Origin of the sequence: Synechococcus sp. CBW1107 (genome assembly GCF_015841355.1) — a bacterium.
Lineage (GTDB): Bacteria > Cyanobacteriota > Cyanobacteriia > PCC-6307 > Cyanobiaceae > Regnicoccus_A.
The window spans coordinates 1,795,024-1,813,611 of sequence record NZ_CP064908.1; the positions used below are offsets into that span (position 1 = coordinate 1,795,024).

The window sequence follows — 18,588 nt, forward strand, 5'->3', positions numbered from 1 at the left end:
CTGCATCGCATCGGCGAGTGCTCTCCGTCGTGAGGCGATCGGGTGGTGATGGCCAGACCCTGAGGATCGCCGCTGCCGCTGGGATCGCCTCACACCCGTTCGTCTTCACGCCCCCCCCATCTGACTGCCATGCCGCTTCCGGATCCCCTGCTGGGAGCCGGCGATCCGGACGTGTTCCGCATCGTCGGCTCCGGCGGCCGCTCCGCCCTTCTGCTCACCGCCGACCACGCCGGCCGTGCCATTCCCGGCCGCCTGGCCGGTCTTCAGCTCGGCCGCGGGGTGCTCGATACCCATGTGGCCTGGGATCTGGGGGTGGCCGGGCTGGGCGAGCGCCTGGCGGCCCGGCTGGATGCCTTCCTGATCCTGCACAACTATTCGCGGCTGGTGATCGACGTGAACCGTCCGCCCTGGGCGCCGGACTCGATCGTGAGCCTCAGCGAGCACACACGGATCCCGGCCAATGACGCGCTCTCCTCTGCCGAGCGTGAGCAACGGCGGAGCGCGCTCTTCGATCCCTACCACCGCCGCATCGCCGCTGAGCTCGATGGGCGCTCCCGCCGCGGCCAGCCCACTGTGCTGGTGGCTCTGCACAGTTTCACGCCGGTGCATGCCGGCCAGGAGCGTCCCTGGCACGTGGGTGTGCTTCATGGCCGTGACGGGCGCCTGGCCCGACGGCTGCTGCGGGAACTCAGGCGGGATCCAGGCCTGCAGGTGGGCGACAACGAGCCCTATGCGGTGAGTGATGCCAGCGACCACACACTGGTGGTGCACGGCGAGCAACGGCGGATTCCCCATGTGGAACTGGAGGTCCGCCAGGACCTGCTGGCCACGGCGGCGGGGCAGCAGGAGTGGGCCGAGCGCCTCGCCGACGTGCTGGAAACCGCACTGGCGGAGGCCTTGCCGCCGCTGCAGGTCGGTCCGTCGTCCCTAGGCTGATGCATGGACTCACAGCACAACCCCGCCCCGATGCCGTCTGGAGCGGTCGAGATCCGCGTGGGGTTCGACCTGGCACTCCGCTGCCCGCAGCCGACGCCGATGATCGTGACCCTCGGCGTGCATGCCAGCCGGGCGGCGGATCTGCTCGAGCCCGACACGCTGCAGACGATCCCCGAGGTGCCCCTGCGCTCCTACGTGGATTCCTTCGGCAACCACTGCCAGCGGCTGGTGGCACCGGCCGGTGTGCTGCGGTTGCAGGCCACGGGGCTGGTGGCGGATTCGGGCCGGCCCGATCCGGTACTGCCCCAGCTGCAGCAGCGACCGGTGGACGACCTGCCGGACGAAGTGCTCCTCTACCTGCTCAGCAGCCGCTACTGCGAAAGCGATCTGCTCACCGATCTGGCCTGGTCGCTGTTCGCGGAGACTCCCACCGGCTGGGGGCGGGTGCAGGCGATCTGTGACGCCGTGCACCGCCATGTGCGCTTCGACTACAGCCGCACCAGCCCCACCAAATCAGCCCTGACCACCTACCAGAGCCAGGAGGGTGTCTGCCGCGACTTCACCCATCTCGCGATCGCCTTCTGCCGCTGCATGAACATCCCGGCCCGCTACTGCACCGGTTACCTGAGCGACATCGGCGTGCCACCGCCCCACTCGGCCATGGACTTCTCGGCCTGGTTCGAGGCCTACCTCGACGATGGCTGGCACGTCTTCGACCCGCGCAACAACACCCCGCGGATCGGGCGGATCCTGATCGCCCGCGGCCGGGATGCAGCCGATGTGGCGCTCACCACCAGCTTCGGCCCCTCGACACTGGACTCCTTCCGGGTGTGGACCGCCTGATCAGGCCTGCATGGGGACCCCGTCAGGGGAGGGTGAAGCCTGAGGTGTTCAGGTGCTTGAGATCGAGCATCACGATGGTGAGCCAGCCCAGCAGCGCCAGGCCGCCAAGGACAGCCAGGACGACCAGGACGCCAGTCAGCACTGATCCGCCAGTGCCTTTGTTGTTCGTCACAGGCTGATGGTCTGGGAGCGTGAAGTATGCCACGGCCAGGTATCACGTGGCTTGGCCTCTCGAGTCGGCACGGGATGGTTTCTGAGTGATCCAACGGCAGGATGATTCGCCAAGGTTTCACAGTGCTGCAGGCTCACATCAGTGCAGGTTCCGATCAATGCAGCTTTGGATGTTCAGGCTCAGGATCAGTCCGATGCTGGTTCTCTGGATCGGCGTGAGTCTCTGGAGGATCGAACAGGCCTCAGCCCTGCCGCACCGAGGCTGAGGGTCGGTCTCCCGCACCTTCTCAAGGGTCTCCGGCGGATCGACAGTCAGATCAAGAGGGATCCACCCGGCGGTTGTCGCCGACCGTGGTTCAGGGGGTGCCGGAACCCGCATCATCCTGAACTCCGCAATCAGCGCGGCCGTACCGGCCTGGATCACATCCTCACCACCCTTTCACCCAGGAGGTCGCACCATGGCGCTCATGAAACGCGAATCGCTCAAGGATGTCGAAGATCTGTTCGATCGCTACACCCTCGGGCTGCCCTGGCCATTCGGCCGCACCAGTTCAGCTCTGGCGAACGGGCCCCTGCATGACTGGCACCCGCGTGTGGACATCTCCGAATCCGACACGGGCTATGAGGTGCGGGCCGACATCCCCGGAGTCCGCAAGGACGACCTGAAGGTCACCCTCCAGGACGGTGTCCTCACCATTCAGGGTCAGCGCCAACAGGAGCACAAGGAGGACACTGAGCGCATGCACCGGGTCGAGCGGGCCTACGGCAGCTTCAGCCGCAGTTTCACCCTCCCCGACGATGCCGACGCGTCAGCGATGACCGCCACGGCCAACGATGGCCAGCTGACGGTGTCCCTGCCCCGCAAGGGCCCCCGTCCGAGCGAGGAACCGGTCCAGATTCCGGTCCAGTGATCCCGGCCGGGCCATGGCCTGGCCATCGCTGAGACCACGCCTCTGTCCGCTTGCGATGCTGGCTGGATGAGTCCCCCTGCCGCCGAAGCCGTTGACGCCGTGGTGGTGGGAGCCGGACTCTCCGGCCTGGTGGCGGCCCGTGCTCTGCAGAAGGCGGGCCGCTCACTGCGGCTGATCGAGGCAGCCGCCACGGTGGGGGGTCGGATGACCGGTGAGCGCCTCCAGCTGGAGGGCGGCCGCCAGCCCTGGATCGACCTCGGCGGCCAGTGGGTCGGCCCCAGCCAGACCCGCATGCTGGACCTTCTCGACCGCCACGGCATCCGCCGTTTCGAGTCTCCCCATGCCGGCGATACGGTGCTGGTGTTCGGCGCGAGCCGCTGCACGTTCGCCGGTTTCTTCCAGGGCTTCCCCGAGGGTCAGCCCCCCGCCGTGCCCAGCGCCGACTGGGACGATGCCATGGCCGCCCTGGAGCGGTTCCAGGCCCTGGTGGCCCAGCTGCCGGCGGGCCACCCCCATCACCATCCCGCCGCCGCCGAGCTCGATCGCCGCAGCTTCCAGGACTGGATCGACGAGACCACCCACACGCCCTTCGCCGCCTGGTATTTCGCCTATTTCTGCCGGGCCGTCGGCTTCCTCGGCCCTGCTGAGCCGGAGCAGGTCTCGCTCCTGCACGTGCTCTGGGGCCAGCGCACCGCCCCCCAGGGCGAGCGCCCGGAGGAGTTCCTGCTCCATGGCGGTGCCGGCCAGCTGCCGGCCCTGCTCAGCGGCGAGTTGGGGGAGGGGGTGCTGCGTCTGGGCGAGCCGGTGCGGGCCATTGAGCAGGCGTTCCCTGATGCAGATCACAACGGTGATGGCGGTGCCCTGGCTAGGCACCCGGTGCGGGTGCATACCGACCTGGCCACCTATCCCTGCCGGGCCGTGATCGTGGCCATGCCGCCGGCGCAGGCGGCCCAGCTGCGCTTCTCGCCGGAGCTGCCCGCCGACCGCCGGCAGCTCAACCAGGAGATGGCGATGGGCGCCTGCGCCAAGGTGCTGGTGGTGTATGAGAAGCCCTGGTGGCGGCAGCAGGGGCTGTCGGGGATCGCCATCGGCGATCGTCCCGTCGTGGAACTCTGCGCCGACAGCTCCGATCCCGAAAACGGCTGTGGGGTCCTGGCCGCTTTCGTGGCGGGGCATCGTCACCGGTGCTGGGCCGGCCTGGGCGAAGCCGGGCGCCGGCAGGCGGTGCTGGCGGATCTGGCCGCCTACCTGGGACCCCAGGCCCTCGAGCCCCTGGCCTATGTGGAGAAGGACTGGCCGTCGGTTCCGTTCGTGGCTGGCGCCTATGCCGGCTGGATGCCGCCGGGGCTGTGGACCCGCTGCGGTGAGGCCATGCGCCGGCCCCACGGCCGGGTGTTCTGGGCCGGCACCGAGGTGGCCGAGCGCTGGCCCGGGTTCTTCGAGGGGGCGGTGCGCAGCGGCGAGGAGGCAGCGGCGGCGCTGGTTCAACGGCTTGGCTGAATCCAGATCTCCTCAGTTGCGCGAGCGCGATCCCCGCGAGCTGGGCTGGCGGCTCTGGAGCCTGCATGCCCTGCGCACGGCCCTCGCGGCCGGTGTCTCGATGGCCGTGGCCAGCGGCCTCCGCCTGCCGGATCCCTACTGGGCACCGATCACCACGATCATCGTCACCCAGTCGACCCTGGTCGACTCCTGGCTGATCTCACGCCGCCGGCTGCTGGGCACGGCCCTGGGCGTGGTGGTCGGTGCCGCTCAGGTGCAGTGGCTGCCCGCGGGGCTCCCCGCCTACGTGGCCGCCGTCCTGCTGCTGGGGCTGGTCTGCGGCCTGCTGCGCCTGCACCAGAGCGCCTACCGCTTCGGCGGCATCGCCCTTACCATCGTCAGCCTCGTGCCCCACACCTCACCGGTCTGGGGACTGGCCTGGTTCCGCTTCGTCGATGTCAGCCTCGGCATCCTGGTGAGCCTGGCGATCACCCTGATCTGGCCTGAGCGCCTGCGCTGATGGCTGTCCGGCAGCACCGCCACCCGCTGATCCCCAGGGCCAGGGCCCCGGAGTCTGAACAGGCTCTGATGGACGCCGCGACGACGTTCCGCGCCTCCTTCCAGCAGCTCCTCCAGCGCCGCATCGGCGAGCTCCTAGGCGAGGAGGTGCTGCCGGCGCCGGAGCTGGGACGGCGCTGGCCGGAGCTACGCCGGCAGCTTGATGCCTGCCCGCTGATCCAGGCCGCCCATCAGCGCCGCGCCGCCCTGCAGGACCAGCTCTGGGCCACAGTCAGGGCAGCGATCGCGGGCGACCGCCAGCGCCTGGAGGCGGTGGCCCACAGCCAGCGCCGGGGACCGGGCAGCCTGCAGCTGACGGCCGATCTGGCCATCCCCGCCCACCAGCTCAAGGTCGACATCCACCGGATGCCGGGGGGCTACCTCAACGACCAGGAGGAAGACGGTGTCGTCACCGGTGCCCTCTACGACCATGGCGTGTTCCTGTACGGCCAGGGCTGGTTCGGTCCCCTCAACGAGGCTCCCGGCAGGACCGTGATCGAGCAGGTGCTGGCCCGTCATCACGCCGACCTGCGGCCGCGGCGGATCCTCGACCTGGGCTGCGGAGCGGGTCACAGCACCCTGCCCTATGCGGCCGCCTTCCCCGAGGCCGAGGTGTGGGGGATCGATCTGGGGGCCTCCCTGCTGCGCTATGCCAGCGCGCGGGCGCGGCTGCTCGATCACGCGATTCACTTCGCCCAGCAGGATGCCGAAGGCACCGGCTTCGGGGATCGCAGCTTCGATCTGATCGTGAGCCACATCCTGCTGCACGAGATCCCGGCTGCCGCGAGGCGGCGCCTGTTCGCCGAAGGCCATCGCCTGCTCAGGCCACAGGGGCTGATGATGCACCTCGACAGCGCCCGCTTCCTGCGCCCGCCGACACCGGCGGCCCGCTATGTCCGTGACACGGAGGTCTGGGTGAACTCGGAGCCCTATCTGGCCTCCTCCCCTGATCACGCCTTCGCCTCCTATGCCCTCGAGGCCGGCTTCGCCCCGGATCGCTTTCAGGTTCATGAGCTGCCGGGCCCCACGGCCGGGGCCGGCGGCACACCCCAATGGCTGGCCTTCTGCGCCCGGAAGGGCTGAGCCCGCCGTGGATCGCTCCGCGCTGTGCACAACACTCCAGGCGCCGATACGCTGGCGGACTCCCCTCAGCACAGGTGCCATGGCCCCCAGGGTCTCCCTAGCAGCCCGCAGCAGGCGAGTGAGCCGGGAAGACGCGCTGGAGGAGCTCGATCTGGCGACCCTGGCCCAGGCCTACCGCTCCGGCCATTCGGTGTACCTGGGCCGCGGCGACTTCTGGGTCTGGGCCCAGGACGGCATTCCCTCCTGGCTGGTGCCCCGGTTCGAGGATCTTGGCTTCCTGCCCTGAAGCCCCCGAGTGATCGGGGCCGGAACGAAGTCAGCGACTGCTCGCTCACCTTGCTCAAGGCGGCCAGCCGCGCCCCTGGACCTAGCCTGATGACCCGCCGGGATGCAGGGGCACTTCTCCATGGACCTGACCATGTACATGGCCTCCGTGCCGCCCCTGCGCCGGACGCTCACCAACCTGATCGCGGTGCTGGGCAAGGGCCTGGTCCATGCCGAGACCCAGGGGTTCGATCCCGCCGTGCTGGTGACCAGCCGCCTCTATCCCGACATGTTCCCCCTGTCACGGCAGGTGCAGATCGCCTCCGACCTGGCCCGCCGCGGCGTTGCCCGTCTGGCCGGCCTGGAAGCGCCGCCGCTGGAGGACACGGAAACCAGCTTCCCCGAGCTGATTGATCGCCTGCAGCGCTCGATCGCCTATCTCGATGGCTTCAGCGCCGATCAGATCGACGGCAGTGAGGAACGGGAGATCACCGTGCCGATCGGCCGCGGCGAGACGATCACCATGGCGGGATGGCCTTTCCTCTCGGTGTTCGTGCTGCCCAACGTCTATTTCCATACCACCACCGCCTACGCGATCCTGCGTCACAGCGGTGTGGTGCTGGGCAAGCGCGATTTTCTCGGCGAGCCGTGAGCTCGCGGCCCTGAATGCTTCTCGGTGATCCGCTCATCACCGCCCCGACCAGTGCGTGCATCGCCCTGGGGGGCAACCTCGGGGACCCCCTCGCCACCCTCACGGCTGTGCGCCCCCTGCTGATCCGCGAGCTGCACAGCTGGGCGGCGGGGGATGCCGCCCAGCTGGTGCTGGGCTGGTCGCCGCTGTTCAGCACGGCGCCGGTCGGGGGGCCGCCGGGGCAGCCGCCCTTCGTCAATGGAGTCCTGCTGGTGGGGCGCGCAGCCGGAGGCCGCGAGCCCTGGCCCGATGCGCAGGCCCTGCTGGGGCGTCTGCAGGACCTGGAGGCACGCTTCGGCCGCCAGCGTCTGGAGCCCTGGGGCCCCCGCAGCCTCGATCTCGACCTCCTCTGGTGTGGGGAGGCCCGTTGCAGCAGTCCCCAGCTGGAGCTTCCCCATCCGCGCCTGCGCCAGCGCGCCTTCGTGATCGGCCCCCTGGCGGCGATCGCAGCGCAGCTGGTGCTGCCCGGTGGCCACCAGACCGCCGCCGCCCTGCTGGCCGAGCTGCTGAGCCGCCCCGGCGCCGAGCCGCCACCGCGGCCCCTGCCCCCCCGGCAGGGCTGGCCCGAGACGGTCTGAACCGCGCGCTCCGAACCGCGCCGGCCGCGGCCGGCGGTCACACTGGTGGGCCTGCTCCAGCCCTTCCCATGGCTCCCCTGCCACCGCCAGAGCCCTCCACCCACCTGGAAACCACGGCGGTCCTCGAGGCCCGCAAGCTGCGCTTCGAGCTCAACCGGGTGATGCTGCCGATGGGTGTGGAGGGCACCTACGGGATCATTCGTCATCCCGGCGCGTCCCTGGCGGTGCCGGTGCTGGCCGACGGGAGCGTGGTGCTGCTGCGCCAGTACCGGTTCGCGGTGGAGCGGCGCATCCTCGAGTTCCCCGCGGGCACCCTCGAGGATGGCGAGGACCCCCTGGAGTCGATGCAGCGGGAGCTGGGGGAGGAGGCGGGCTACAGCGCCAGCCGCTGGGATTCCCTCGGTCTGATGCTGCCCTGCCCCGGCTATTCCGATGAGGTGATCCACCTCTTCCTGGCCCGGGATCTCACCCCCCTCAGCGACCGACCCGCGGGTGACGACGACGAGGATCTGGACGTGCTGCTGCTCGCGCCCGCCGCCCTCGATGCCGCCCTGGCCAGCGGCGATGAGGCCCTCGACGGCAAGAGCGTCACCGCCTGGTTCCGGGCCCGCCAGCTGCTGGGTCTCGGATGAGCCCGCCGCGCTGGCTGTTCTGGCATCGCCGCGATCTGCGCCTGGCCGACAACCTGGGCCTGGCCGCCGCGGCCCGCGCCACCGCCGCCGTCACCGGCGTGTTCGTCTTCGATCCGGCCCTGCTGGAGGCCCCCGATCTCTCCCCGGCCAGGCTCTGGTTCCTGAGCGAGAGCCTCCGGGAGCTGCAGAGCCGCTGGCGGGAGGCCGGCTCCCGTCTGCTGCTGCTGCGCGGGGATCCGGCTGTGGTCCTGCCGCAGCTGGCCGAGGCCAGCGGTGCTGAGGTGGTGGCCTGGAATCGCGATGTGGAGCCCTACGGCCGTGCCCGCGACCGCCGCGTTGCCGAGGCCCTGCGAGCCGGCGGCTGCAAGCTGCTGGCCGACTGGGACCAGCTGCTGGTGCCCCCCGATGCCCTGGCCACCGGCGCCGGCGATCCCTACCGGGTCTATGGCCCCTTCTTCCGCTCCTGGCGACGACGGATCGAGCAGGCCGGCTCCGAGGCCTGCGCTCCCGTTGCCGCTCCGGCGGACCTTCTCGATCTCGACCCTGCAGCCCTGCCCCCTGAGCGCCGCCGGCTCTGGGATCAGCTGAGCTGGCTGGAGACGGTGCCCACCCCCGGCGATGGTCTCCCCGGAGCACCCTTCGCGGGCGCCGATCTCTGCCCCTGCCGCCCCGGGGAGGCCGCCGCCGCCGCCCAGCTGGCCGCCTTCGCCGACGGACCCCTTCTGGGCTACGAGCCGGGCCGCAACCTGCCGGCGGAGCCTGGCACCTCAGGTCTGAGCGCGGCGCTCAAATTCGGCACCCTCAGCCCCCGTCAGGCCTGGGCCGCCGCCCAGGAGCAGCGCTCGCGGGCCCGCAGTGAGGAAGAGCTCCAGTCGATCACGGTCTGGGAGCAGGAACTGGCCTGGCGCGAGTTCTACCAGCAGGCCCTGTTCCATTTCCCCGAACTGGCCGAGGGTCCCTACCGCCCCCAGTGGCGCCACTTCCCCTGGGAGAACGACGAGGGCCGTTTCGCCGCCTGGTGCGATGGCCTCACGGGCGTGCCGATCGTGGATGCCGCCATGCGCCAGCTCAGTGACTCCGGCTGGATGCACAACCGCTGCCGCATGATCGTGGCCTCCTTCCTGGTGAAGGATCTGATCGTGGACTGGCGCTGGGGTGAACGCCAGTTCATGCGCCTGCTGGTGGACGGTGATCTGGCGGCCAACAACGGCGGCTGGCAGTGGAGCGCCAGCAGCGGCATGGACCCCAAACCTCTGCGCATCTTCAACCCCTACACCCAGGCGGCCCGCTTCGATCCCGAGGCCACCTACATCCGTCGCTGGTTGCCCGAGCTCTCACATGTGGCCGCTGCCGATCTGATCCGTGGAGAGATCGCTCCCCTGGAGCGCCGGGGCTATCCGGGCCCGATCGTCGATCACAAGCTGCAGCAGGCCCGCTTCAAGGCCCTGCATGCGGCCTCGGTGGCTGCGCCTCAGGAGGCCAGGCTGAGGGGCTGAGCCACCAGCTGCCGCATCACGGCGGTCACGGTGGCCTGCTGGGCGGCGCTCAGTTCCGGGAAGATCGGCAGGCTGAGCACCTCGGCGGTGAGCCGCTCGGTGATCGGCAGGCTGCCGGGGCCGTAGCCCAGCTCCGCGTAGGCCGGCTGGCGGTGGATCGGAATCGGGTAATAGATGATCGTGTTCACGCCGGCTTCGGCCAGGGCCTGCTTCAGCCAGTCGCGGCAGCAGCTCTCCGGCAGGCCATAGGTGGCGCTGTCGCTGGAGGGCACGCAACCGCCGCCGCAGCCGGCCTCGGCCGACGGGCAGCGGGGCACGCGCACCACGAACTGGTTCCAGCTGTGGCCGCTGGGCCCGTCAGCCGGCAGCCTCAGACCCTGCAGATCAGCCAGCTCGCGGCGGTAGTTGGTCGCCAGCTGCCTTCGCTGCTCCACCCAGCCGGCCAGGTGGGGAAGTTTCACGGAGAGCACAGCCGCCTGCATCGCGTCGAGGCGGCTGTTGTATCCAAGCGAGGTGTGCAGGTAGCGGCGCGGCATGCCGTGCACCGCCAGCTCGCGGATGCGGGCGGCCAGCTCAGGATCCCGGCAGGTGACCGCCCCGCCGTCCCCGGCGCCGCCGAGGTTCTTGGTGGGGAAGAAGCTGAAGCAGCCCGCATCGCCCCAGCTGCCCACCGGCCGCCCGGCCCAGCTGGCGCCGGTGGCCTGGGCACAGTCTTCGATCACCAGCAGGCCGTGGGCGGCGGCGATCGCCGTCAGCCGCTCCATGTCCACCGGGCGCCCGAACAGGTGCACCGGCATCAGGGCCCTGGTGGCGGGCGTGATCGCCGCCTCGACCCGCTCGAGATCGATCAGGTAGGTGGACTCCTCCACATCCACGAACACCGGTGTGGCCCCCACGGCGCTGATCGCTTCGGCGGTGGCGAAGAAGCTGAAGGAACTGGTGATCACCTCATCGCCCTCGCCGATGCCCAGACCCCTCAGGGCCAGCACCAGGGCGTCGGTGCCGCTGTTGCAGCCGATGGCGTGGGGGGTGCCCACGGCCTCGGCGAACTGTTGCTCGAAACGGGCAATCGTGGCGCCCCCGATGTACTGCCCGCTGCGCAACACCTGCAGAACGGCGTCTTCGAGGGCCTCACCCAGTTGATGAAGCTGCTCGGTGAGATCGAAGGGGGGCACCTGCATGGCAGCAACCTTAAGCCCCTCCAAGGGTCAGGCCCAGTCGGGCTCCAGGCCCGGGTGCCACTTGATGTTGCAACCGATTGCAGGCTTTTGCCCGCGCTCCGGCGGCCGTCCCGCCAGCACGGAATCAAGGGCCGATCGCAGGTCGGCGCCATCCGCTGGCTGCGTGCCGCCCGGGCGGCTGTCATCGAGCTGGCCTCGGTAGGCCAGGCGCTGCTCCGCATCGAACAGAAACAGATCCGGAGTGCAGGCCGCCCTGAACGCCCGGGCCACGCTCTGGTCCGGGTCGAGCAGGTAGGGGAAGCTCCAGCCGCAGCGGCGGCGCTGCTCCGCCAGTTGCTCCGGCCCGTCCTGAGGATGGGTGATCAGGCTGTTGCTGGCGATCGCCAGGATCGTGACCCGATCGCCGTAGTCGTGATCGATCCGGGTCAGTTCCGCCTCGATGTGCTTCACGAAGGGGCAGTGGGCACAGAGGAACAGCACCAGCAACGGCCTTGGCGGCAGCCCCGTGCTGCTGACCACCTCCCCATCCAGGGTCTCCAGCGCGAAGGCGGGCAGGGGGTGCTCCAGGGGCAGCATCGTCGAGGGAGTCAGTGCCATGGACCGGCCTTCGCTGCAGGGATCGCTGAAGTGATTGTCGCTCCCACGGCCGCGGCGCGCCCGGGGCAGGATCCCCCCACCCGCAACCACCCTTTGGCCCGGCCCCCCCACCGTCCGGCATCAACTCTGGTGGCGTTGCTCGCTCTGGGGGCTCTGGTCGCCGTGGCCGGCTGTGTCCCCGCCGACCGCCGCCCCACCTGGCGCCTCTTTCCCCTGCAGCGGCAGCAGCCTCATGACGGCCTGGCGGTGGTGAGCCAGCCCGATGGCTACGGGCTGCACATCTGGCTCGAAACCGACACCCGCCGTAAGGGTGTCTGCCGTCCGCGCTGGCTGCCGGATCCGGCGCGGCTGTTCAACGGCAACGGCAGCCACCCCTTCAGCTCCGGTCTGGCCAGCCGCGAGGAGTTCTTCGCCGCCGTCGCCCGCCGCGACGTGCGCCGGGCCCTGCGCAGGGAGCTGGAAGCCCTCTGCCTCAGCCGCGCCCCGCGCAGCACCTGGGAGTGGATCGAGCCGCCCCTGAATCCCTCCCAGGTGAAGGTGGAGAAGCTGCCGATGCTGGAGGAGAAGGATCTGCTCACCGATCCCGAAACGATCCGTCAGCAGGAACAGGACCCCGAGCAGAAGAACGCCACCAAGCCGGAGGCGGACGCCGCGACCCCCTGAGCTCAGGGCTCAGAGCAGGGCGAGGCTGCCGGCGTAGCCCTCCGGCAGGTGCAGATCGTGCAGCTCCAGCCCTGGTGGTGGCGGGGCGCCGGCTGCGGCGAGGCCGAGTCCCGTGGCTTTCAGCCCAGCCTCAAGCCGGCACCACTGCTGCAGAAAGCCGCCCAGCTGCTCCTCGGGTGGCAGCGCCAGCAGGGCTTCACAGTCACCGCTGGACAGATGGCGGCGGGCGATCGCCTCCCAGTTGGGGAGCGGCCGCTGCCGCTCCACATCCACCCCCACCGGCCGCTCGGGATGGAGGGCCAGCAGCACCAGAGCGCCCGAATGGGCCAGGTTGAACTGGAGGGTGTCCTGGCTTCCGAGCCCCTCCAGGGCTGGCTTTCCCTGGGGTCCGAGGCAGAAGCGCAACCGGGCGGGCTCCAGCCCCAGAGCCTGTCCCAGCCGCATCCGCAGCAGGCCCCGGCCCAGCAGGAAGCGGTCCTGGTCCTTGGGCTGACGCCAGCGCCGCAGCCGCTGATGCTCGTCGCTGGAGAGCAGTGCCAGCAGCTCCACCCGCCGCGGGGGGGTGAGCCAGGCCAGCCCCGCCAGCCAGACCGTGGCCGGCAGCCCAGGCTGCTCCAGGCGGTGCGGCGCGGCCTGGTCGGGGTCGACGGGGGCGGTGGGGTTGCTGGACTCGATCACGAGGGCTCATCTGGCCCGGCGGGATCCGGCCGCAGCCGGGGCCCGGCCGATCGCCAGTAGCGGCTGAAGCGGCGCAGGTCCACCTCCTGCGGCAGGTCCACGAAGGGTTCGGGCTCCAGCACCTGCAGGGGCAGGGCGGCGGCCACGGTCGCGGCGATGGTCCCCAGCTGGGGGTCCACCCAGGCGCTGGTCACCACCCCATCGGCTTGGTGGCGGGCGGCGAAGGCCAGCACCTCCTCGGCTCCATCGCCCTGGCGGATCGTGACCGGCAGCTCCAGGAGGCACTCGTAGAGGAAGACGATCCGCTTGAGGCTGATCGGTCCGCCGGCGCCCTCCAGCAGCCCCGGCTCGAAGACGAACACGGCCGGCCGGCCCGGATGGGCCAGCAGGGCGGGATTGGCCGGACCCAGGGCCTCGGCGTGGATCCAGAGAACCGGACAGTCCATGCTCAGCTCGTCTCGCCTCTGGCCGACCTGCCTCTGGCCTGCCCCCCGCCTTGCGGCGTGGAGAACAGGCGGGTCTGCAAGGCCTCGTAGCTGTCCTCGAAGGGACAGGCCTCCGCGGCCGGACAGCCCGGGCAATGGCGCCCCGCGCCGAAGCGCTCCAGGTTGGCGCGGTTGAACAGGTAAGGCTTGGAGCTGAAGCTGCTGGCCACCCACTGCCAGCTGAGGTTGTTGCTGGCGGCATCGCCATCGACCAGGTGGCGCAGGAACCAGCGGGCCCCCGCCTGCCAGCGGACCCGCCGCCAGTGCACCACGTAGGCGGCCAGCCACATCCGGGCGTGGTTGTGCAGCCAGCCGGTGTCCATCAGCTGGCGCGCGAAGGCATCGATGCAGGCCAGGCCGCTGCGGCCCTCGCGGATGTCGTCCGGCAGCTCCCAGGCGTAGGCCGCTTCGGGGTGGCCGGTCTTGAGCGGCTCCTGGTTCTCCCAGATGCCATCGCCCAGGCGGATCCAGAGCCGCTGCCAGTAGTCACGCCAGGCCAGCTCCTGCAGCAGCTTCTCGTTCACGGGCCCGGGCCCGGGCCCACGGCCCATCCGATCCAGCACTACATCACGCACCTGAGCCAGGGTCAGAACCCCGTGGCGGATGTAGGGGGAGAGACCGCTCACCGCGCCATCGAGGTGGTTGCGGCTGGCGGCATAGCGCACCGGGTTGAGGGCCGCCAACGCCGCCAGCGCCGGCTCCGAGCCCCCCCGGATCGGGCTGGCTCCGCCTCCGGCCTGGGGAAAGCGGGCCGCCAGCTCCCGCACGAGGGCGTCGCGGACTGGGAACTGGCGCGGCAGATCGTCGCTGCTTCCGGGCCAGCCCAGGGGCACGCCGGCGAGGACTGCGGCGCCGGGTTGATGAGAAGTCGTCGGACCTGGCTGAGGAGTGCTTGATGTCATCGGTGGGTGCGGGCGCTGGTCTGTGGGCGACGGAAGCGGTGGAGGAGAATCGCCCCACTGTTCCTGGCCGGCACTCGGCGCCTTCCCCATGCTCCTTGATCTGCGCGGCAAGAAAGCCCTCGTCACGGGCATCGCCAACAACCGCTCGATCGCCTGGGGGATCGCCCAGCAGCTGGCTGCGGCCGGCTGCGAGCTGGGAGTCACCTATCTGCCCGATGAGAAGGGCCGCTTCGAAGGCAAGGTGCGTGACCTCACCGCGCCGCTGAACCCCACCTTGTTCGAGCCCCTGAATGTGCAGGAGCCGGCCCAGATCGAGGCGGTGTTCGAGCGGGTGAAGGAGCAGTGGGGCTCGATCGATGTGCTCGTGCACTGCCTCGCCTTCGCCGGCAAGGACGAGCTGATCGGCAACTACTCCGACATCAGCCCGGAGGGCTTCGCCAGGGCCCTGGAGGTGAGTGCCTACTCCCTGGCCCCCCTCTGCCGTCACGCCAAGCCCCTGTTCAGTGAGGGCGCCAGCGTGATCACCCTCAGCTATCTGGGCGCCGAGCGGGCGATCCCCAACTACAACGTCATGGGTGTGGCCAAGGCGGCCCTCGAGGCGTCGGTGCGCTATCTGGCCGCCGAGCTGGGCCCCGAGAAGCAGGTGCGGGTGAATGCGATCAGTGCCGGTCCGATCCGCACCCTGGCCAGCTCGGCGATCGGGGGCATTCTCGAGATGATCCACAACGTGGAGGAGAAGGCTCCGCTCAAGCGCACCGTCACCCAGGACGAGGTCGGGGCCACCGCCGCGTTCCTGGCCAGCCCCCTGGCCTCCGGCATCACCGGCCAGGTGATCTACGTGGACGCCGGCTACTGCATCACGGGGATGTGATCAGGGCCTCCGAGCGCATCGGCATCACCGATCCCATCCAGTCGATGCTGGTGGTATGGAGGTTGTAGAAAGCGGCCTCCACCTGGAGGCGGCCGCCGCGCATCAGATCGGTGAGCAGCACGCTGGAGTCGACGAGGTTGCGGGCCGCATTCAGGGTGTGATGGCGGGAGGCCTGCTCCAGGTCGTTGTGGCCGCCGAGGTGGAGCAGTTCCATGCGCAGCTGCCCCACCACCTGGGCCAGGCTCGGGGTGAGCGTCAGCGCCGGGTTCAGGGCCGCCTCCACCGCGCCGCAGCGCTCATGGCCGAGCACCACGATCACGGGCACGCCCAGATGGGCCACGGCGTACTCCAGCGAGGCGATCGCCGCGGTGGTGGAGAGGGTGCCGGCGTTGCGCACCACGAACAGGTCGCCGAAGCCCGTGTCGAACAGCAGTTCCACCGGCACCCGTGAATCGGCGCAGCCCAGCACCGCGGCGGTGGGGTGCTGGCCCGACTCCACCTCGAGCATGCGTTCGCGGCTGCTGTGGGGATGGAGGGATTCACCGTCGAGGAAGCGCCGGTGACCCGCTCGCAGTTCGGCGAGCACCGCCTGGGGACAGTTGTTCAAGCAGCGGCCGGATCGGTGGCGGCGATTGTGGACCGATTCCGGTCTCCGGCTTCGGCATGATTGGTACAGTCCCGCCCTGTTGCCCCGTGTCCTCCCTTCCGGACCTCGATCACGGCAGCAGCGGCGGCCGCAGTGGCAGCGTCCACCGCGTGACCGGTGAAACGGACGTGCGCGTGCGCCTGGGCCTCGATGGCCGTGGCCGCTGCCGGGTGAGCACCGGTGTGCCCTTTCTCGATCACATGCTCCACCAGCTCGCCAGCCACGGCCTGCTCGACCTGGAGATCAGCGCCGAGGGTGACACCCACATCGATGACCACCACACCAACGAGGACGTGGGCATCGCCGTTGGCCAGGCCCTGGCCCAGGCCCTGGGCAGCCGCAAGGGCATCCACCGCTTCGGGCACTTCACTGCGCCCCTGGATGAGGCTCTGGTGCAGGTGGTGCTCGACTGCTCCGGCCGGCCCCATCTCAGCTACGGCCTGGTGATTCCGGGCCAGCGCATCGGCACCTACGACACCGAACTGGTGCGCGAGTTCTTCGTGGCGGTGGTGAACAACTCCGGCCTCACGCTGCACATCCGCCAGCTCGACGGCCTCAATTCCCACCACATCGTGGAGGCCTGCTTCAAGGCCTTCGCCCGGGCCCTGCGCCAGGCGGTGGAGATCGATCCGCGCCGCGCCGGCGAGGTGCCCAGCAGCAAGGGCGTGCTGGAGCAGGCGGGCGCTCTCGGCTGACACGACTCGCGTCGTCACACTCCGTTACGTGATGATGGAGGGACACCAGCGCGAGTGAGCGATGACCATCGCCCCCAGTCGACCCGAACCCGGCAAGGCCGCAGCGGCCTCCCTGCCCGGCTACGACCGCGCCGACTGGGCCAGTGCCTTCCGCAATGTGGGCACGGAACTCACCTCCGTGCCCCTGGCCGCCTCCAGCGGCAGCATCCCGCCGGAGCTCAACGGCAGCCTCTACCGCAACGGTCCTGGGCGCCTGGAGCGCGGCGGCCACTGGGTGCATCACCCCTTTGATGGCGACGGCATGATCACCGCCGTGCGCTTCGAGGGCGGCGAGGCCCTGCTGAGCAACCGTTTCGTGCGCACGGAGGGCTGGCTGGCGGAGGAGAAGGCCGGCAAGGTCCTCTACCGCGGCGTCTTTGGCAGCCAGAAGCCCGGCGGGCCTTTGGCCAATGCCTTCGACCTGCGGCTCAAGAACATCGCCAACACCCACGTGGTGCGGCTGGGCGAGAAGCTGCTGGCCCTCTGGGAGGCCAGCTCGCCCCACAGCCTCGATCCCACCAGCCTAGAAACCGAAGGTGTCGAACTCCTCGGCGGTGCACTTGCCGAGGGTGAGGCCTTCAGCGCCCACCCGCGCTTCGATCCCGGCCACCACGGCCAGGAACGCATGGTGACCTTCGGCGTCAAGGCCGGCCCGCGCAGCACCATCCGCCTGATGGAGTTCGATGCCAGCCCCGGGGCCACCGCGGGCCAGCTGGTGGCCGATCAGAAGCGCAGTTTCAATGGCTTCGCCTTCCTCCACGATTTCGCCATCACCGCGAACTGGGCGGTGTTTCTGCAGAACGCCATGAGCTTCAATCCGCTGGGTTTCGTGCTCGGCTGGAAAGGGGCGGCCCAGTGCCTGGACTCCAAGCCGGGCGAGAGCGGTCAGTTCTGGTTGATCCCCCGCTCCGGCGAGGGCGAGCCACTGCAGGTGAGCGCCCCTGAGGGCTTCGTGTTCCACCACCTCAATGCCTTCGAGGATCCCTCAGCCGGTGCGGCCGGCCAGGTGGTGGTGGATTCGATCTTCTACGACGATTTCCCCTCGATCGGTCCTGGCGTTGATTTCCGCGCCGTCGATTTCGACACCCTGCCGGTCGGCCAGCTCAAGCGCTGCCGCATCGACCTGGCCAGCGGTGAGGTGAGCACGGAACTGCTGGAGGAGAGCTGCTGCGAGTTCGCCATGGTCAACCCCCGGCGGGTGGGTCTTGAGGCCCGCTACGCCTGGATGGCCGTCACCGAGCAGGAGCGGGGCAATGCTCCCCTGCAGGCCATCGAGAAGCTGGATCTGAGCAGCGGCGAGCGCTGTGTCTGGAGCGCCGCTCCCCGCGGATTCGTGAGCGAGCCCGTGATGGTGCCGCGCCCCCGGCAGGGGACGGAAGCCGATCAACCCGCCGAGGACGACGGCTGGATCCTCTGCGTGGTCTGGAACGGGGCGCGCTGCGCCAGCGACCTGGTGATCCTCAACGCCGCCGACCTCTCGGAGCAGGCGGTTCTGCCCATGCCGCTGGCCCTGCCCCACGGCCTGCACGGCAGCTGGGCGGCCGCCGCAGCATGAGAACCGCCCCCTTGCGCCCCCTGAGGCTTCTGGCGCTGCTCGGAGCCCAGCTGCTCGTCTGGCTGTCGCTGCTGGGCCACCCCGGCGCGGCTCAGGCTTCTCTGCTGCATGTTTCCGGTGCGCCGCCCGCGGATCTCGGTCTGCACGAGGGTCGGCTCAGGCCCTGCTCCAGCCCGGCGCACTGCGCTCGCCAGGACTGGCCCCTGGCTGATCCGGCTGCGGCTCTCCAGCAGCTGGCCCTGGAACTGGAGACCACCCCTGGAGTCCAGATCGAAACCAGGGTGGGGTCCCCCCAGCTCAGCTATCTGCATGCCACCGCCGAGAGCCGGCTGTTCGGCTTTGTCGATGATCTGGAACTGGCGCTGGATGACTCCAGGTCCAGCCTTCAGGCGCGCTCGGAATCCCGCCTGGGGGACTCCGACCTGGGTGTGAATGCCCGCCGGCTCGAGGCGCTGCGCCTGAGTCTCAGCCCCGTTGGTGGCGGCTGAGGGTGGCCGCGGAGAACACATGGCCCCTCTCCAGGGCGATGGCGGCCACGGCGCTGGCATCGGCGGCGCTGTCCACCCGCTGGCGCAGGGCGGCATCGGCTTCCACTTCGATCAGGAAGGCACTCAGCTGAGCTTTGGACATCGGT

The 18,588-nt window shown here is 70.1% G+C and carries 23 protein-coding genes; 16 read left to right on the forward strand and 7 right to left on the reverse strand.

Annotated elements, in window-relative coordinates:
* Positions 1-129 precede the first annotated feature (129 nt).
* The 11 genes from I1E95_RS09345 (at position 130) to I1E95_RS09395 (ending at position 9,642) form a co-directional block, all read left to right on the forward strand.
* A complete protein-coding gene (locus I1E95_RS09345; RefSeq protein WP_197161628.1) occupies positions 130-936 on the forward strand; it encodes an N-formylglutamate amidohydrolase in 807 nt (268 codons plus the stop codon).
* A gap of 30 nt (positions 937-966) precedes the next feature.
* Positions 967-1,779 (forward strand): transglutaminase family protein, encoded by an 813-nt coding sequence (locus tag I1E95_RS09350; RefSeq protein ID WP_231594528.1) that lies wholly within the window; start codon positions 967-969, stop codon positions 1,777-1,779.
* 638 nt (positions 1,780-2,417) lie between these two features.
* On the forward strand, positions 2,418-2,861 hold the full coding sequence (locus I1E95_RS09355; RefSeq protein WP_231594529.1) for an Hsp20/alpha crystallin family protein: 444 nt from the start codon (positions 2,418-2,420) through the stop codon (positions 2,859-2,861).
* 66 nt (positions 2,862-2,927) lie between these two features.
* Complete coding sequence (locus I1E95_RS09360; protein WP_197161634.1) at positions 2,928-4,361, forward strand: FAD-dependent oxidoreductase; 1,434 nt, start codon at positions 2,928-2,930, stop codon at positions 4,359-4,361.
* On the forward strand, positions 4,354-4,860 hold the full coding sequence (locus tag I1E95_RS09365) for an aromatic acid exporter family protein (protein WP_197161637.1): 507 nt from the start codon (positions 4,354-4,356) through the stop codon (positions 4,858-4,860). The genes I1E95_RS09360 and I1E95_RS09365 overlap by 8 nt, the downstream gene beginning before the upstream one ends.
* A complete protein-coding gene (locus tag I1E95_RS09370; RefSeq protein WP_197161639.1) occupies positions 4,860-5,981 on the forward strand; it encodes a class I SAM-dependent methyltransferase in 1,122 nt (373 codons plus the stop codon). Before I1E95_RS09365 ends, I1E95_RS09370 begins: the two co-directional genes overlap by 1 nt.
* 7 nt (positions 5,982-5,988) lie before the next feature.
* Positions 5,989-6,267, forward strand: a complete 279-nt coding sequence (locus I1E95_RS09375) for a hypothetical protein (RefSeq protein ID WP_197167587.1) — start codon at positions 5,989-5,991, stop codon at positions 6,265-6,267.
* Positions 6,268-6,387: 120 nt separating this feature from the next.
* Positions 6,388-6,897 carry a DUF1993 family protein gene (locus I1E95_RS09380; RefSeq protein ID WP_197161642.1) on the forward strand — a complete coding sequence of 170 codons (510 nt, stop codon included), beginning with the start codon at positions 6,388-6,390 and terminating at the stop codon, positions 6,895-6,897.
* 14 nt (positions 6,898-6,911) lie between these two features.
* Positions 6,912-7,514 carry a 2-amino-4-hydroxy-6-hydroxymethyldihydropteridine diphosphokinase gene (gene folK / locus I1E95_RS09385; RefSeq protein ID WP_197161645.1) on the forward strand — a complete coding sequence of 201 codons (603 nt, stop codon included), beginning with the start codon at positions 6,912-6,914 and terminating at the stop codon, positions 7,512-7,514.
* 68 nt (positions 7,515-7,582) lie between these two features.
* A complete protein-coding gene (locus I1E95_RS09390; protein WP_197161648.1) occupies positions 7,583-8,146 on the forward strand; it encodes an NUDIX domain-containing protein in 564 nt (187 codons plus the stop codon).
* Entirely contained in the window at positions 8,143-9,642 is a 1,500-nt protein-coding gene (locus I1E95_RS09395; protein WP_197161651.1) for an FAD-binding domain-containing protein, read from the forward strand. Before I1E95_RS09390 ends, I1E95_RS09395 begins: the two co-directional genes overlap by 4 nt.
* On the opposite strand, the gene I1E95_RS09400 is transcribed toward I1E95_RS09395, so the two are convergent.
* Positions 9,618-10,823 (reverse strand): DegT/DnrJ/EryC1/StrS aminotransferase family protein, encoded by a 1,206-nt coding sequence (locus I1E95_RS09400; RefSeq protein ID WP_197161653.1) that lies wholly within the window; start codon positions 10,821-10,823, stop codon positions 9,618-9,620. The genes I1E95_RS09395 and I1E95_RS09400 overlap by 25 nt on opposite strands.
* 27 nt (positions 10,824-10,850) lie before the next feature.
* Positions 10,851-11,420 carry a thioredoxin family protein gene (locus I1E95_RS09405; RefSeq protein WP_197161656.1) on the reverse strand — a complete coding sequence of 190 codons (570 nt, stop codon included), beginning with the start codon at positions 11,418-11,420 and terminating at the stop codon, positions 10,851-10,853.
* Between the two features lie 135 nt (positions 11,421-11,555).
* Between I1E95_RS09405 and I1E95_RS09410 the strand changes: the two genes are divergently transcribed.
* A complete protein-coding gene (locus tag I1E95_RS09410) occupies positions 11,556-12,083 on the forward strand; it encodes a hypothetical protein (RefSeq protein ID WP_231594976.1) in 528 nt (175 codons plus the stop codon).
* A gap of 9 nt (positions 12,084-12,092) precedes the next feature.
* Here I1E95_RS09410 and I1E95_RS09415 read toward each other — a convergent pair whose 3' ends face one another.
* From I1E95_RS09415 to I1E95_RS09425, 3 genes are read right to left on the reverse strand one after another with little or no spacing between them, the layout of a single operon-like run.
* Positions 12,093-12,761, reverse strand: coding sequence for a 4'-phosphopantetheinyl transferase superfamily protein (locus I1E95_RS09415; RefSeq protein WP_197161658.1), 669 nt, complete (start codon positions 12,759-12,761; stop codon positions 12,093-12,095).
* Positions 12,758-13,207, reverse strand: coding sequence for a hypothetical protein (locus tag I1E95_RS09420; protein WP_197161661.1), 450 nt, complete (start codon positions 13,205-13,207; stop codon positions 12,758-12,760). The genes I1E95_RS09415 and I1E95_RS09420 overlap by 4 nt, the downstream gene beginning before the upstream one ends.
* Before the next feature lie 2 nt (positions 13,208-13,209).
* Complete coding sequence (locus I1E95_RS09425; RefSeq protein WP_322782231.1) at positions 13,210-14,079, reverse strand: FAD-binding domain-containing protein; 870 nt, start codon at positions 14,077-14,079, stop codon at positions 13,210-13,212.
* 157 nt (positions 14,080-14,236) lie between these two features.
* Between I1E95_RS09425 and fabI the strand changes: the two genes are divergently transcribed.
* Entirely contained in the window at positions 14,237-15,019 is a 783-nt protein-coding gene (gene fabI, locus I1E95_RS09430; protein WP_197161667.1) for an enoyl-ACP reductase FabI, read from the forward strand.
* Here the strand turns inward: fabI and I1E95_RS09435 are convergent.
* A complete protein-coding gene (locus tag I1E95_RS09435) occupies positions 15,006-15,626 on the reverse strand; it encodes a carbonic anhydrase (protein WP_197161670.1) in 621 nt (206 codons plus the stop codon). The two genes, fabI and I1E95_RS09435, sit on opposite strands and share 14 nt — an antisense overlap.
* A gap of 86 nt (positions 15,627-15,712) precedes the next feature.
* Between I1E95_RS09435 and hisB the strand changes: the two genes are divergently transcribed.
* The 3 genes from hisB (at position 15,713) to I1E95_RS09450 (ending at position 18,442) form a co-directional block, all read left to right on the forward strand.
* On the forward strand, positions 15,713-16,360 hold the full coding sequence (gene hisB / locus I1E95_RS09440) for an imidazoleglycerol-phosphate dehydratase HisB (RefSeq protein WP_197161673.1): 648 nt from the start codon (positions 15,713-15,715) through the stop codon (positions 16,358-16,360).
* A 61-nt stretch (positions 16,361-16,421) separates the two neighbouring features.
* The gene (locus I1E95_RS09445) at positions 16,422-17,954 is read left to right on the forward strand and encodes a carotenoid oxygenase family protein (protein ID WP_197161676.1); all 1,533 of its coding nucleotides are present in this window, start codon (positions 16,422-16,424) and stop codon (positions 17,952-17,954) included.
* Positions 17,951-18,442: a DUF1499 domain-containing protein gene (locus I1E95_RS09450; protein WP_197161679.1), complete on the forward strand. Its 492-nt coding sequence runs from the start codon at positions 17,951-17,953 to the stop codon at positions 18,440-18,442. The genes I1E95_RS09445 and I1E95_RS09450 overlap by 4 nt, the downstream gene beginning before the upstream one ends.
* Here the strand turns inward: I1E95_RS09450 and I1E95_RS09455 are convergent.
* A complete protein-coding gene (locus tag I1E95_RS09455; protein WP_197161682.1) occupies positions 18,420-18,584 on the reverse strand; it encodes a Nif11-like leader peptide family RiPP precursor in 165 nt (54 codons plus the stop codon). The genes I1E95_RS09450 and I1E95_RS09455 overlap by 23 nt on opposite strands.
* Between the last annotated feature and the right edge of the window lie 4 nt (positions 18,585-18,588).